At 39.2% G+C, this 13,974-nt stretch carries 16 protein-coding genes; 10 read left to right on the top strand and 6 right to left on the bottom strand.

The window, feature by feature from the left end; genetic code table 11:
• Window positions 1-11: 11 nt before the first annotated feature.
• Window positions 12-815 carry a lincosamide nucleotidyltransferase Lnu(B) gene (gene lnu(B) / locus AC4PGZ_RS06570; protein ID WP_204108516.1) on the top strand — a complete coding sequence of 268 codons (804 nt, stop codon included), beginning with the start codon at window positions 12-14 and terminating at the stop codon, window positions 813-815.
• 154 nt (window positions 816-969) lie between these two features.
• On the opposite strand, the gene AC4PGZ_RS06565 is transcribed toward lnu(B), so the two are convergent.
• Window positions 970-2,637 carry a recombinase family protein gene (locus tag AC4PGZ_RS06565; RefSeq protein ID WP_492157839.1) on the bottom strand — a complete coding sequence of 556 codons (1,668 nt, stop codon included), beginning with the start codon at window positions 2,635-2,637 and terminating at the stop codon, window positions 970-972.
• Between the two features lie 53 nt (window positions 2,638-2,690).
• Entirely contained in the window at window positions 2,691-2,858 is a 168-nt protein-coding gene (locus AC4PGZ_RS06560; protein ID WP_492157838.1) for a hypothetical protein, read from the bottom strand.
• A 750-nt stretch (window positions 2,859-3,608) separates the two neighbouring features.
• Here AC4PGZ_RS06560 and AC4PGZ_RS06555 point away from each other — a divergent pair.
• From AC4PGZ_RS06555 to AC4PGZ_RS06535, 5 genes are read left to right on the top strand one after another with little or no spacing between them, the layout of a single operon-like run.
• Window positions 3,609-4,124 carry a helix-turn-helix domain-containing protein gene (locus AC4PGZ_RS06555; protein WP_492157837.1) on the top strand — a complete coding sequence of 172 codons (516 nt, stop codon included), beginning with the start codon at window positions 3,609-3,611 and terminating at the stop codon, window positions 4,122-4,124.
• Window positions 4,105-4,344 (top strand): hypothetical protein, encoded by a 240-nt coding sequence (locus AC4PGZ_RS06550; protein ID WP_492157836.1) that lies wholly within the window; start codon window positions 4,105-4,107, stop codon window positions 4,342-4,344. The genes AC4PGZ_RS06555 and AC4PGZ_RS06550 overlap by 20 nt, the downstream gene beginning before the upstream one ends.
• An 11-nt stretch (window positions 4,345-4,355) precedes the next feature.
• Window positions 4,356-4,589, top strand: a complete 234-nt coding sequence (locus tag AC4PGZ_RS06545; protein WP_492157835.1) for a hypothetical protein — start codon at window positions 4,356-4,358, stop codon at window positions 4,587-4,589.
• On the top strand, window positions 4,573-4,791 hold the full coding sequence (locus AC4PGZ_RS06540) for an HNH endonuclease (RefSeq protein WP_492157834.1): 219 nt from the start codon (window positions 4,573-4,575) through the stop codon (window positions 4,789-4,791). The genes AC4PGZ_RS06545 and AC4PGZ_RS06540 overlap by 17 nt, the downstream gene beginning before the upstream one ends.
• Before the next feature lie 10 nt (window positions 4,792-4,801).
• Window positions 4,802-5,236: a YkvA family protein gene (locus AC4PGZ_RS06535; RefSeq protein WP_492157833.1), complete on the top strand. Its 435-nt coding sequence runs from the start codon at window positions 4,802-4,804 to the stop codon at window positions 5,234-5,236.
• A gap of 456 nt (window positions 5,237-5,692) precedes the next feature.
• Here AC4PGZ_RS06535 and AC4PGZ_RS06530 read toward each other — a convergent pair whose 3' ends face one another.
• The 4 genes from AC4PGZ_RS06530 to AC4PGZ_RS06515 form a co-directional block, all read right to left on the bottom strand.
• On the bottom strand, window positions 5,693-6,373 hold the full coding sequence (locus tag AC4PGZ_RS06530; protein WP_492157832.1) for a hypothetical protein: 681 nt from the start codon (window positions 6,371-6,373) through the stop codon (window positions 5,693-5,695).
• 77 nt (window positions 6,374-6,450) lie between these two features.
• On the bottom strand, window positions 6,451-7,707 hold the full coding sequence (locus tag AC4PGZ_RS06525) for an MFS transporter (protein ID WP_492157831.1): 1,257 nt from the start codon (window positions 7,705-7,707) through the stop codon (window positions 6,451-6,453).
• Window positions 7,697-8,191 (bottom strand): MarR family winged helix-turn-helix transcriptional regulator, encoded by a 495-nt coding sequence (locus AC4PGZ_RS06520; protein WP_492157830.1) that lies wholly within the window; start codon window positions 8,189-8,191, stop codon window positions 7,697-7,699. Before AC4PGZ_RS06520 ends, AC4PGZ_RS06525 begins: the two co-directional genes overlap by 11 nt.
• 246 nt (window positions 8,192-8,437) lie before the next feature.
• Entirely contained in the window at window positions 8,438-9,700 is a 1,263-nt protein-coding gene (locus AC4PGZ_RS06515) for an IS1380-like element ISEnca1 family transposase (protein WP_492157829.1), read from the bottom strand.
• A 199-nt stretch (window positions 9,701-9,899) separates the two neighbouring features.
• Here AC4PGZ_RS06515 and AC4PGZ_RS06510 point away from each other — a divergent pair, with 199 nt between their 5' ends.
• The 4 genes from AC4PGZ_RS06510 (at window position 9,900) to pta (ending at window position 13,964) form a co-directional block, all read left to right on the top strand.
• Complete coding sequence (locus AC4PGZ_RS06510; RefSeq protein ID WP_492157828.1) at window positions 9,900-10,553, top strand: UbiA family prenyltransferase; 654 nt, start codon at window positions 9,900-9,902, stop codon at window positions 10,551-10,553.
• A gap of 64 nt (window positions 10,554-10,617) precedes the next feature.
• The gene (locus AC4PGZ_RS06505; protein ID WP_492157827.1) at window positions 10,618-11,667 is read left to right on the top strand and encodes a hypothetical protein; all 1,050 of its coding nucleotides are present in this window, start codon (window positions 10,618-10,620) and stop codon (window positions 11,665-11,667) included.
• A 90-nt stretch (window positions 11,668-11,757) separates the two neighbouring features.
• Window positions 11,758-12,813 carry an FAD:protein FMN transferase gene (locus AC4PGZ_RS06500; protein ID WP_492157826.1) on the top strand — a complete coding sequence of 352 codons (1,056 nt, stop codon included), beginning with the start codon at window positions 11,758-11,760 and terminating at the stop codon, window positions 12,811-12,813.
• Window positions 12,814-12,968: 155 nt separating this feature from the next.
• Complete coding sequence (pta, locus tag AC4PGZ_RS06495; RefSeq protein ID WP_492157825.1) at window positions 12,969-13,964, top strand: phosphate acetyltransferase; 996 nt, start codon at window positions 12,969-12,971, stop codon at window positions 13,962-13,964.
• Window positions 13,965-13,974: the final 10 nt, after the last annotated feature.

Raw genomic sequence — 13,974 nt, 5'->3', positions numbered from 1 at the left:
AGGGTGAAGAAATGTTAAAACAAAAAGAATTAATTGCAAACGTTAAGAATCTTACTGAGTCAGATGAACGAATTACAGCTTGTATGATGTATGGATCGTTTACCAAAGGAGAAGGTGACCAATACTCTGATATAGAGTTCTATATATTTTTGAAAGATAGTATAACCTCGAACTTTGATTCATCCAACTGGTTGTTTGATGTAGCTCCGTACTTGATGCTTTATAAAAATGAGTACGGAACAGAGGTAGTTATTTTTGATAATCTTATACGTGGGGAATTTCATTTCCTTTCTGAAAAAGATATGAACATAATCCCCTCGTTTAAAGATTCAGGTTATATTCCTGATACGAAGGCTATGCTTATTTACGATGAAACAGGGCAATTAGAAAATTATTTATCAGAGATAAGTGGTGCAAGACCAAATAGACTTACTGAAGAAAATGCTAATTTTTTGTTGTGTAATTTCTCTAATCTATGGTTGATGGGAATCAACGTTCTAAAAAGAGGAGAATATGCTCGTTCATTAGAACTCTTATCACAACTTCAAAAAAATACACTACAACTTATACGTATGGCAGAAAAAAATGCTGATAATTGGCTAAACATGAGTAAAAACCTTGAAGAAGAAATTAGCCTTGAAAATTATAAAAAATTTGCAAAGACCACTGCTCGATTAGATAAGGTAGAATTATTTGAAGCCTATAAAAATTCTTTGCTGTTAGTTATGGATTTGCAAAGTCACCTTATTGAACAATATAACTTAAAAATTACACATGACATTTTAGAAAGATTGTTGAATTACATTAGTGAATAGGAGAGTAACGTTATTTACAGTATTGGGTACTGAAAATTAACAGCATACCTCAGTTTTTCAAAAAACAGCGAAGCCTATGGATATGTTTCCGTCTACCGATAGCCCCAAAAACGCAGTGGATATGTTTCCGAGAACGGACATACTCTAATGACATTCATTCTGTCCTCTCGAGCCACCTTGAGACGTGCGTACTTTTGTCCCACAAGAAATCACAGGCATCTTCACCGTCTTTATAAACAGGGAAATTAAACAAAATAGACTTTAGGGGCAGCTCAGCCTCACCACATGGAAAAATCTCTATTTCTTTGATTAACGAAGATATTAGGGATTTTTTCTCTTCATCGCTTATTTTGTCGTACACCTTGTCGAAGTTTGCCAACAGGGTATAGATGTTTTCCAAAGTGATTGCATCCTGCTCTACGGCTTTGCGGCGCAGCAGAACATCTTCAATTTTCTCTTCAAGCTCTACGATAATGTCATATAGTCCATCAAGCCTGAGGGTCATATCATGGATTTTACGCTCTCTGAAACGGGTATCCTCGGGCAGGCTGTCGATTTCATTTTCAAGCCGGGTTTTATTCAATTCTGTCTCTTTTAGTTTGGATTCGTAATTTTTCAGCTCCCTGTTCAAGGTGGAGGTATCAATTTCTTTCCCAATCCTTGATTTGATTTCTCCTGCAAAATCCTGATTCTGAATCAGCTCTCGGATCGCTTCAATGACTAACGGTTCGATGTCGGTTTTCTTGAGCATGGTTGTATACTCGCAGGTTTTTCCTCTGGCTGCACGAGCTTTGCTGCACACATAATAATAAACTTCTTTATAGGTACCGTCTTTGTTTGTCCATGCGTGCTTGTTGGTATACATTGGCCCACCGCATTTAGGACACTTTAAAATACCGCTTAACAAATGCGCTCTGTCACGGCCTATTTTGGAAGATGATTTAACGCCTGTCAGCTCTCTTTTTTCATGTGCAGCATTCCACAGCTCTTCACTTATAATTGCCTCATGTTGACCTTTGGCTATGATGTAATCTTCCTGCGGGACTTGCTTATATTCATTCTTACTTCCTTTTACTTTTTCACGTACACGCCTGCCATAAGAGATTTTGCCGCAGTAAACAGGGTTATCAATAATCATCCTGATAAAATGTGTGCCCCAGAGCGAAAGGGTGCCGTTATTTCGTTGTACTTTCTGAATACCTTGCAGATTGAGGTAATTGGCGATTTTATGGAACCCCATATTTCCATTCAGATATTTATCAAAGATAATGCGTACAGCTTCAGCTTCATCTTCTTGAATAAAAAGCTGTTTGTCTTTGAGGAAGTAACCGTAAGGAGCAAAACCACCGTTCCAGCCGCCCTGACGAGCTTTTTCCTTTCGTCCGTTCATTGTCTGCTCGATGATGTTTTCACGCTCTATTTCAGCAACGGCAGATAGAACGGAAATCAAAAGCTTTCCGCTTGTCTGTGATGAATCAATGCCTTCCTCAATACAGATTAGATTCACACCAAAAGCTTGAATATGCTCCAAAGAGTTTAGAATATCAGCTGCATTTCTGCCAAAGCGGGATAGCTTGTATACCAATACATAATCAATCTCTAAACCATTTTCAATATCAAGCAGCATTTGCTTAAAGGCAGGTCTGCCCTCGATGGATTTGCCGGATTTACCGGCATCTTCGTAGATGTTTACGATCTCCATTTCTTCTCTATCAGCAAAACGCCTTAAGTTGCTTTTCTGCCCATCCAAGCTGAAACCATCTACTTGCATTTCAGTGCTAACACGGGGATAAAGCACACATTTTTTTCCACTCCTATTCATAGTCATACCTCCAATATATTATTGGAAAATATCTATATCTCAAATACAGCCATTTACTCAACACGGTTTATTTCATCCAGCACATCGGCACCATGCTTTTCTATAATCTGCGAAAGCACCTTGATGAAATCCTGAAATGACTTTGATGCCCTTGCTGCATACAGCTCTTGAGGCAAGGCAGTCTCGACCGTGGTTTCGGGTAAGCTTTTGATATTTTCCATTTGTAATCACCTCCAAGTGAGGTGCTTATTTTGATTATAAGCACTTATTATCTATTTGAGAAGTTTGTCACTGTACCAATAGAAGCACACCACAAATTGCGCTGTGCAGAAATGTGGTGTGCCTTGTCTTTATGTTCATGTGCCTTATTTGCCACGCACCCAGGCAAGGGGGATATTTTGAGCTGTCATTGGCTTGACATCATAGCCCCGCAATACCGATCAGCCTTGTCCCTTCAAGAGGCCGCAAATATCGTAGGAACTCCCCCTCAAGTCTGTGGGAGGTCGTGAGAAAGTATCATTATTCCTTATGTGTGTCATCGCATCAACCGTGCCAATGGTTGGTCTAATGGCTGCATTTATCGCTCCGACTGTGCTATGCACTGCCATCATGGCGCTGCCCATTATGTCGCTTTGCTTTCCAGCCACATAGGATTCGTACTCAAAATACCGTATATTCAATTGTAAAAGAACAAAATTGCATGACGCTAAACTCGTCTTACTAATCAGGACAAAAATCAGGCAAAAGTAAGGGGTGTTAAGGAAACTTTTCTAAAAATTTTCAATCGAGTATAATCTTCTTTTGATAAATTCTGAAACAATTACTCTGCTATATGAAAAGAATGACTTAAATGATTTTTAAAATAAGGCGCAAATTTCAGTATTATATTTTACTACAAATAAAGCTATTGACAACAACTACAAATATGATGTAGTATAAGAATGTAATAGGTAGTGAAAGGAAGTGATAACGTGGAATATTATTCTGTGAAAGAAATCGCTGAATTACTTTCAGTAAATGAGGAAACGGTTCGTAGGTGGATTCGGGATGAAAAGTTAGATGCTGAAAGAGGTAGTGGCAGACAAGGAAGTAAAGTCACATCAGAAGCATTGAATAAATTTCTTGTCGAAAATAAGGGATTGATGACTACCGTTGCTGCTTCAACGTTAGGAATATCAGCTTCAGGAGTTTTAGGAGCCGCTGTAGGGGGAGTTGTTGGAACTTTAGCATCTCCATTAGCTGTTAGTGTAATTGCTGGAGCATCTTGGCTTTCGATTCTTAAGGGAAAGAATAAAGACAGAAGGACGATTAAACTGGAGTTGATGGAAAAAGAGATTGAGCTTGAGAATTTGGCAATGAGGCTTAAGAACGAGATTGCATTGAAGCAAAACGAACTTGAGCTTGTTGAACGTCAAATAATGAAAATGAATGAAATAACCAGTGAGTTAGATGAAGGAGGAAAGAAAGATGGCGAAAATCAAGATTAAAATTCTGAACAAAGGTGATTCAGTAATTTCAGTTACAGAAAAGATGGTGGCCGTTCAAAGAAAAAATGGGGAAGTAGATATTATTCCGTTAATTTTTGATGAACCAGGAAAACCTCCAAGAGTTGATTTAGGAAGTATTGTAACAATATCATATGGAATAAATAGTGTTGAGACAATCATCGAAGGTGATAACGGTGATATAAAAGTCACAACATTTTAGGAGGATTGGTTATGGCAGGGAAAAAGAATCAGTCAGTAGTAGCGGTAATTGATGGCCTGACACCAATTCAAGCTGCTAATATTCAAGCAGATATAATAAAATCCAAGAATAAGCATGCACCAAGTGCGAGGGGTATTGCAACTCAAGGAAATCGACAAGATGTAGGTAAAATGTTGAGTAGCGGTCAAAATGCGGTTAAGCAAATTGAGAGTAAAGGGGTGAGTTCAAATGGCAAAAAGAAGTAATAATCATTTGAAAGCACAAAAGGATGGAAAGGAAAGGGACATGAATACCTGTCAGATATGTGGCAGCACAAAACATGCCCAAGGTCACCATATTATCGATGTTCAATATGGTGGATCTCCCAATAAGGATAATATTGTCACATTGTGTGATGAGCATCACAAAAAAGTTCATTCCAAAAAAATTAATATAATCAAATTTTAGGAGGGTTACTTTGAGCACTGATGGAAAAGCAAGCGGATACAATACAAAATTTTCTGATAACGAGTTAAGTGGTGTAATTGACAATCAAAAGCATGAAGCAGAAGATATTATTTCTGATGTAAATAAGACCAGAGCTTTTATTGATAATGTAGTAGAAAAACTTGGGAATATACCGCTAATTGGTCCTTTTTTTGAAGATATTCCACTTTTATGCGATCTGGTAGTTGATTATGTAACCGGAAAGTATAAAGAGATTCCTTTAGCTTCAATTATCACGATTGTTGCTGCCCTTGTATATTTCTTAAGCCCTATCGACTTGATTCCTGATCCAATACCAATCATTGGCTACGTGGATGATGCGGCAGTTATAGGTTTTGCGATAATGGCAGTACATAACGATTTACAATCATACAAGGTATGGAAAATTGAGCGAGGCACACTATAAAAACCTGAACGGACTGCTCAGGTTTTTATAGTGTGCTGAGCATTGGCGAAACCAACGGGCGAAAGTCGAGAAAACGCTATAGTAGTGGGAAGTGTATAATTTAAGGCAAGGGCGATTTAGGTGACTGCTAATTTGAATGAAATCGGCAAAGTGTTGTTGTTGAATGTATACAATACATAAATGTCAAAATGCAGAAGCAACAAATTGAACTCCTTATGAACTAACGGTAGTTAGCATATCGCAAAGATAGTATCGAAAAAATAATTGATTAATAAGGAGAAACTGTGGTAGGCGGAACCGGAGCGTTTTGATCGGCAAAGGCCGGGATACTAAGTAAAAAGGAAAACACGAGAGCGAGTGCGATTTTTTTTCTAAACATAGAAATACCTCCATCATCATTTTAAGTTCTACACATAAGACGAATGGAGGTATAAAAAAGTTCCAAGGGAAAGTATGCTATTTTATGTCGATCTCGATCGCTTCAGCAATAACAGACCTGTCAGTCTCCTCAAGGGTATCGATTTCTGCATCAAGAGTTTTTCCTATAGTCAAGTCATTTAAGTGACCAGTCTTTAGCTCTGTTTCCTTTGTTACGATGAGAAGGAACGTTTTCTCAGCATCCTCATCTACCTTGCCAGTGACTTTTAATAGTAAAAAGTCATTCATCTCGATCACCTGGGTGATCTTTCCGTGAAGCTCCTCTTCATTAGGCATACAGGAATTTCCGTTATTCCACGAGTTATTATAATAAAAAGTAGGTGCAGGATCATTTACCAAGGTGATCTCATAGGTGGTAGTCTGCTTTGGAACCGTTTTAGTCCTGGTCATGGAATGGATAGCGTAAACCCGCTGCCCCGGTGTCAGTGTACTGAGCTTGCATTTATGGAAGAGTGTATCTTTTGTAAGATTCAGTACGAGGAAATCATTTTTTGATTTTCCATCCGTCAGATAAATGGTGATCTGATCCTTTTGTACGGACTGGATGGTTCCTGTGGTTTCTGCATGATTTTCTGGGGTGGACGAGCCTTTAGCAAAAGCGATCTGCGTCCCGGGGACAGCAGGTGCCTGAATGGCGTAAGCTGGAATGCCCAGAAGCAAAGAAAAGGCGAGTGCTAGTGCGATTTTTTTAATAAACATAGGTACCTCCGTATTTATAATGATATAGCTTTTGTTGCCAAATATTATACGTACGGAGGAATGGAAAAGCTTCGCATTTATGCAATATCTATGTTAGATTTCTTTTTATCGGTAGTTTTATCATGTTTTTGTCGTAAATAGAATCCACCATATATGACGATGATCGGAAGAACGAGGACCCCGGAAAACACCAGCCCCAGAGGTACGCCGGCTTTTAAAGCGATCCAGCCCAGCAAAGGCCCACCACTGATCTGCCCGATAGAGTTTAGCTGTCCCAACATGGATAATGCGGTAGCTCTCCACTCCGGTTCTTCCACCTGTCGATTCACCCAGGCATCATAAAGAGGGTAAAAGCTGTTTCGCAGACTATTTCCGACACAGTAGACAAAGGCGATTCCCCACACATTCCCTATAAGTGCGAATAGAAGGATCGAAATGGACTTTCCTGTGTTTATAAGGAACAAGGCACCATACAGGCGTTTCGGCTTGAAGCTTTCAGACCTGCGTTCCAGAAAGCCCATTAGGAGAATTCCGAAAATCGCAGCCAAAAGATTTACGGCTAAAAGCCACAGCTCATCTCGTCCGTAGATCGAAACGTCATGGAGCTGATTTAGAAAGTGAGCAGTCCAAAGACGGTCAAAGCCTTCGCTGTAAACTCCTTCAAAGAACATGACCCCAGCAGCGGCGACCAGAATATGCTTAGCCCGAAGGATGCGAGTACCTTCTTTAAAGGCAGTGAACATCCCATTATACCAGCTCGTGGAATCCGCTTTTATGGAAAAGCGCTTTTCCGGCATGTGCCGAACCAAAAGAAAAATCAGAGCAATGCACAGGATTCCGCTTAAGAAGAACGGAAGGTTAGGACGTAGGATCGCCAGACTCATGCTGACGAAGATACCGATCAGTGAAGCGCCTTGGGAAATCTGAGCTGCCTTTAAAAATAATCCTTCCATCTGATCTTCACCCAGTTCATCTACGATCCAAGCGGTATCGGCTCCGCTGGTAAAGGTGTCCCCTAAGCCCCAGATCACTTGTGCTAAAAGAATGACCAGGAAGGACTGGACGGCTCCCTCCAGAAATAACCCAAAGGCTATTAGCCCAAGGCCGATAAGTACGGAAAGTTTTCGACTATAACGATCAGCCACGATCCCTGTAGGGATCTCGAAGAGAAAATGAGTGACCTCTAAAGCAGTTCCTACTAAAACCAGCTGGAAGGGATTCAAATGTACCATTTCGATATGGTATAAACTGCTGGTAGTGAAAACCAGAGAGAAAATAAGGGCGATCCCTCCACGATAAAATAAGTATATTCGGCGTGGGTCTTTAGTTTTCATGGGAGCCACTCTCTTTCGCTTCACTGGAGACAGCCATGGATCGGATCAACTGTCCCATGAGTCGGGTCAACGTCTCCAGATCTTCCCTTGGAAGGCTAGAAAGGGCATCTTCCAGAAAGCGAGTATTGGCATTTTTTTCGATTTCAGAAAGAAGATTTTTCCCTTGCGCAGTTAACGTGATTCGACTGATCCGACGATCCTTCTCATCTTTATATCGTTGAACAAGGCCTTTTTTTTCTAAACGGGTGATTTTTTCCGAGATCGTATTTTGGGATAGGTTTACGCTCTGAGCCATATGCCCAATAGTAGGGGCATCACTGTCTTGGGATTTTCCCTCGGTCAAGCTTTCTAACTCTAAAAGCAGATGATATTGTTCTAAGGTTAAGCCGGCTGCTTGGGCCAGCTGGTGATATTTTTCATGGATCAGACATTCCATTTCCTCTCTCTGCTGGACGAATCGCTGGATTTGCTCTGTTTTATTCATGACGGCCCTCCTGTATATGACGATTTTTTATTATGCAAACCTAAATTCCACGTGCATTTTTTATTAGCTTAAAAGAACACTATTTCACGAAGAATTTAAACTGATACTCCCACATTGTAACATTATTTACCACCACCTTTCAATCTTTTTCAATAAATTATTGATTGCAACTTTTGAGTAAAGATACTTATTAAACCCTGCAAGTTATCCACAGAGCAACACTCGATTTTCAAGATGATATCTTTATTATACCAGACATTTTTCATACACTTCCTTGTACGGATAGTTTTCTGACAAATTCATAATTACAGTTCTTGCGGTTTTAATGATTTTGGCTGCAAGAAATACATACTTCAAACGAAAGGTCTTTATTTGCTGTCTGTATTCTGAAGGCTCTAAGGAATCAATCTTGAACAACAAAAACAGGTTATATGAAAGCATCATCATTTGAAACACCGCTTCATTTGCCCAAAATGATTTAAGTAAAAGATGACCCACCGCCATGTCGTATTTGGCTTCTTTAATATAGTTCTCAGCATTGCCACGTTTTTCATAGGATATAACTACTTTTTCAGAAAGCAATGTAGTGTTTGTCACAAAGAAAAAGTATTCGTACTCAGAGACTTCTAAAAGTGATATTTGTGCTCTTTCTTTTTCTGGTTTCAGTACCCGAGACACAACAAACCTTCTGTCTTTCTCCCAGTTATCTAATTTTGTAAACAGTTCTGTAGTTTCTCTGCCTTCTTCACCTTTAACGAATACAACCGATGAATTCGTTGCTTGGGATGCAAGCGTAGAATAACTTTTGGCTTTAATTAAATATTTGCAACCAAGAGATTCTATCGTTTCAATAATTTTTTCATCAAAGTAGCCACTATCCATTCGAAATAAAATCTCTAAATCATCTGTTTTGATGTTGGCTACTATTTCTTTGATCATTTCAGATGCACCGTTAGCTGTGTAAGTATTGCCACTTCTTACAAATCCGGTGACGTAGGCTTTTAATTCGTCGCAAAATGCAAACTGGATATTGTAGCATCGGTTTCCTAGTTTCTTGGGATTATATCCTTTTGATGCACCTTCTTGATGACCTTCTACGTTGATTACACTACTATCAATATCAATCGTAATGGATGTCAATTTACTTTTAGTGAGCAGTTTTTTAAAGACTTTAAAATTAATGTCTCTAAACATTTGTGTTGTCTTAAAGGTGAAGTTTCCTAAAAATCGTGACACTGTTTCAGGTTCTTTTACGGAAATATCAAATTCATTAACGAGTGGATCATTTTGAAGGAGCTTTAGACGTTCTAGCTTGTCTATACCAATAAAGTGACCACAGATCATCGTCTTTATATGATTCATCTTGATTTTATTTGTGGAGTCATTATCAAATACGAGGTCATCTTCAACTAGATCAAAAATCTCATTACTTTTTGCGTTCTCAAGGAGAAGAAAAAGACCTGCATTTGATGTTAGATTCTTAGCTGTGAAATCAATTTTATTAATCATAATTTAAACCCCTTTTTCTGCTGCTTTTGTTACTATTATTGTACCATATATCGACTCATAAAAGCTGATAATTCAACACATTTTTGAGCATTTTTCTTTCACCCAATGGGTGAAAGCTGAATTTTGAAGGAACGTATATTTATCAATGCTTTGAGGGTGGTTTATAAAGTACTGACGTAGAATCTCAGTAATTTATTTAATGTTTGCAGTAAGCATACTGCTTGGTATGTATCTCGTGCTTCTTACAGATATTGCAGTATTATTCATGGGGGGTCTCTGCTTCCTGTGTGGAGTATTTTACACGTACGGTCCTGCAGCCATATCAAGGCTTCCTCTTGGGGAAGTGATGTCGGGATTCTTTTATGGAATAATGATCCCCTTCATACTGCTTTATATCAATATACCTGAAGGAACATTCCTTAAGCTCGATATAAGTATTGAAACAGTAAGTCTAAGTCTCAGCGTGATTCCGCTGCTGAAGTTTCTGCTTTTTTCGACAGTTCCATTCTGTACTACTGCCAACATAATGCTCGCAAACAACATTTGCGACATAGAAAAAGATATAAAAGTAAAGAGGCATACGCTGCCTTACTATATAGGAGTAGAAAAATCGATAGCGCTATTTGAATGGGTCTACTTTCTTTCCTATATTGCAGTCATACTGATGGTGGTATTCGGGATTCTTCATCCTTTATGCATACTTCACTTGCTGACGCTCTATGCGGCAAAAAAGAACATAAATACGTTCAAAGAGGTCCAGGATAAAGAAACTACATTCATTATAGCCATAAAAAATTATATAATTATTATGGCGAGCATATGCATGCTGATATTTATCAGCAGCATGATTTAATTTGGTATAACCTGGAATGATCAAGATTATATAATAAAATATTTTTAATCATATGGAGGAAATTATGAAAAGAATTTTATCAATGGTTTTAATCATGTCACTTACTGTTTTCGCATTTGCAGGATGCAGCGAAAAGCCAGCAGAGACAACAGAAGAAACACCAGCAGTAGAAGAAACTGCAGATGGGGTAAAAACAGGTTTAGCAGTAATATCATCAGCAGAAAAATCTGCAGATGCAGCTGAAGAAGATGGATTAGCTCAAGTTGATTCTATCGCTGTTGCAGTAATGGTAGACGCTGATGGAAAAATCCTTAAGGCAGAGATTGACACTGCTCAGACAAAAGTTAACTTCTCTAAAGAAGGAAAGCTTGTTACTGACAAGGCTTCAGAATTCAAATCTAAGCAGGAGCTTGGAACTGAGTACGGAATGGCAAAAGCATCTACAATCGGAAAAGACTGGGCTGACCAGGCCAACGCTTTCGAAACATTTGTAGAAGGCAAAACAGTTGAAGAAGTAAAATCTTTCTCACTTGACGAAGAAACACATCTTACAGATGCAGATATGATGGCTTCTGTAACTATAAAAGTTGGACCATATATTGAAGCGATAGAAAAAGCTGTTGCAAATGCACAGGTTCTTGGAGCTGGTGCAACTGACAAGCTTGGTCTTGGACTTGAGACTACTATAGAAAAATCAAAAGATTTTGATGCTGCAGAATCAAAAGATGGTCTTGCTCAGGTTTACACATACTACACTGCAACTACATTTGCTGATGATGGCGTTATAACCAGCTCAATAATAGATGCTTCTCAGACAAACATCAATTTTGATGCTACAGGAAAAATAACTACAGATCTTACTGCTGCGCTTCAGACAAAAAATGAGCTTGGTGATGCTTATGGAATGAAGAGTGCTTCAGGAATAGGTAAAGAGTGGAACGAGCAGGCAGACGCATTCTCTAAATACGTAGTTGGAAAAACTGCTGAAGAAGTTGGAGCAATAGCTGTAAATGAAGAAGGAAATGCAACTGATGCTGATGTTACTGCTTCAGTAACAGTTGGAATAGCTGAATTCCAGACGGTAGTAGCAAAAGCTTTCGCAACAGCAAAATAATAATCTTAAACTGAAAAAGAGAAATCTGAATTTTAAGGTAGTATTACTACAACAGTAGTATTACTACCTTTCAAATTTGAGGTAAAAACATTGATAAAAAAGATAATCCTTATAATTACTTCCCTGTTGATGCTTACAGGAATGGCCTCGTGTGCAAAAACTGACACTTATGATATGAAAAGATACGAGGCAGAATTTATAGAACTTTTCAATACATTTACAAAGATAGTCGGATATTCAGAAACAGAAGAGGAATTCAAGTCATATGCACAGCAGATATATGACGATCTGACAGAATATCATAGGCTTTACGATATCTACACTGACTATGACGGTCTGAACAACATTAAGACGATAAACGATAATGCAGGTATAAAACCTGTAAAAGTCGATCAGAAGATTATAGACATGCTTGTTTTTTCAAAAAGCATGTATGAACTCACAGATGGAAAAACCAACATAGCTTATGGCTCAGTCTTGAAAATATGGCATGAATACAGGACTGATGGAATAGATGATCCGGAGAATGCTGAGCTTCCACCTTTAAAAAAACTTCAGGAGGCTTCGGAGCATACGGACATAAATGATGTTATAATAGACATTGAAAACTCTACAGTGTTCCTTAAGGACCCTATGATGAGCCTTGATGTCGGGGCTATAGCAAAAGGCTATGCGACAGAACAGGTTGCCGACAGACTGACAGCGAATGGACTTGTCTCAGCAATACTTAATGTAGGAGGCAATGTAAGAGCCATAGGCAATAATATCAAGACAGGAGAACCGTGGAGCGTGGGAATACAAAATCCCGACAGCGAGAGTGAGGAGGCTATACTCAATCTGGTAAACCTTGAAGAAACCTCAATGGTTTCGAGCGGAGACTATGAAAGATATTACACAGTTGACGGAAAAAGATATAATCATATAATTGACACGAAAACTCTCTTCCCGGCGGAAAACTTTACGGCAGTAACGGTAATATGCGAGGATTCCGGCATGGCTGACGCACTCTCAACGGCTATATACTGCATGGATTTCGAGCAGGGGCATGAGCTTATACAGAGCATAGAAGGCTCAGAAGCGATGTGGGTATTCAAGGATAAATCAATAAGATACAGCGAAGGATTTGAAGCACTTATAAAAAAATAGCATCAAGGCATTTATAACTCAATTGTTATAGATGCTTTTTTATTTATTAAATATGAGATTTCAGGTATCACAGCAGGCAATTGAGGGTATAATTTAACTGTCATCAATTTGGATATAATTGTAATTACAAATTGCGTATCGAAAGGAGAATAGTCATGGATTTTCTTAAAAGCATAAAGGAACTGGCAAAAGGCGATCTGAAAAAAATTGTTCTGCCAGAAGGAAGTGAAGACAGGACTCTTATTGCAGCCTCAATAATAAATGCAGAGAATATAGCAAAGGTAATTCTGATAGGAAGTGAGAAAGAAATACATGATAAGGCTGAAAAACTTGATATATCAGTTTCAGGAATAGAGATTCAGGATCCTGATAATTCGGTTAAGACTGAAATATTTGCACATGAGTTCCATGAGCTTAGAAAATCGAAAGGAATGACAGAAGAAAAAGCATTTGAGATGGTTCATGATCCTATGTACTATGCGGCCATGATGGTCAAGATGAATTTCGCAGATGGGATGGTATCAGGTGCAGTGCATACGACCGGAGATCTTTTGAGGCCTGCTCTTCAGATTATAAAAACAGCGCCTGGGTCTGCCATAGTTTCATCGTTTTTTGTAATGATAATGAAGGATAAGAGCTTCGGCGAAGACGGACTTATGTTATTTGCTGACTGTGCAGTAAATCCTGATCCAAATCCGGAAGAGCTTGCCTCAATAGCGATTTCAACGGCAGAAAGCGCCAGAAAGCTTTGCGGTATTGAGCCAAGGGTGGCCCTGCTTTCGTTCTCGACCATGGGAAGCGCGCAGCATGAGCTTGTTGAAAAAGTTAGAACCGCAGCGCAAATCGCAAGGAATAAGAGGCCGGATCTTGAGATTGAAGGCGAGATGCAGGCAGATGCCGCTCTTGTCGATACGGTGGCAAAGAAGAAAGCACCAGGATCCAGAGTGGCAGGAAACGCCAATATACTGATATTTCCAGATCTGCAGGCGGGCAACATAGGTTACAAGCTGGTCGAGAGACTGGCGGGTGCAATAGCTGTTGGTCCTGTATGCCAGGGATTTGCAAAACCAGTAAATGATCTTTCGAGGGGATGCAGCGTAGAGGATATTGTTAATGTCGTTGCAATAACGGCGGTACAGGCTCAGGCTTAACAGGAGGTAA

The sequence above is a fragment of the Proteocatella sp. QWL-06 genome (assembly GCF_058684135.1).
This window is presented reverse-complemented; position numbering and strand designations above follow the sequence as displayed.

Coding starts and splice junctions, on each gene's coding strand:
- AC4PGZ_RS06565 (WP_492157839.1), bottom strand. CDS start 2,637: ATGAATAGGAGTGGAAAAAAATGTGTGCTTTATCCCCGTGTTAGCACT.
- AC4PGZ_RS06560 (WP_492157838.1), bottom strand. CDS start 2,858: ATGGAAAATATCAAAAGCTTACCCGAAACCACGGTCGAGACTGCCTTG.
- AC4PGZ_RS06550 (WP_492157836.1), top strand. CDS start 4,105: ATGGCGAAAATCAAGATTAAAATTCTGAACAAAGGTGATTCAGTAATT.
- AC4PGZ_RS06545 (WP_492157835.1), top strand. CDS start 4,356: ATGGCAGGGAAAAAGAATCAGTCAGTAGTAGCGGTAATTGATGGCCTG.
- AC4PGZ_RS06540 (WP_492157834.1), top strand. CDS start 4,573: ATGGCAAAAAGAAGTAATAATCATTTGAAAGCACAAAAGGATGGAAAG.
- AC4PGZ_RS06530 (WP_492157832.1), bottom strand. CDS start 6,373: ATGTTTATTAAAAAAATCGCACTAGCACTCGCCTTTTCTTTGCTTCTG.
- AC4PGZ_RS06525 (WP_492157831.1), bottom strand. CDS start 7,707: ATGAAAACTAAAGACCCACGCCGAATATACTTATTTTATCGTGGAGGG.
- AC4PGZ_RS06520 (WP_492157830.1), bottom strand. CDS start 8,191: ATGAATAAAACAGAGCAAATCCAGCGATTCGTCCAGCAGAGAGAGGAA.
- AC4PGZ_RS06515 (WP_492157829.1), bottom strand. CDS start 9,700: ATGATTAATAAAATTGATTTCACAGCTAAGAATCTAACATCAAATGCA.
- AC4PGZ_RS06510 (WP_492157828.1), top strand. CDS start 9,900: ATGTTTGCAGTAAGCATACTGCTTGGTATGTATCTCGTGCTTCTTACA.
- AC4PGZ_RS06505 (WP_492157827.1), top strand. CDS start 10,618: ATGAAAAGAATTTTATCAATGGTTTTAATCATGTCACTTACTGTTTTC.
- pta (WP_492157825.1), top strand. CDS start 12,969: ATGGATTTTCTTAAAAGCATAAAGGAACTGGCAAAAGGCGATCTGAAA.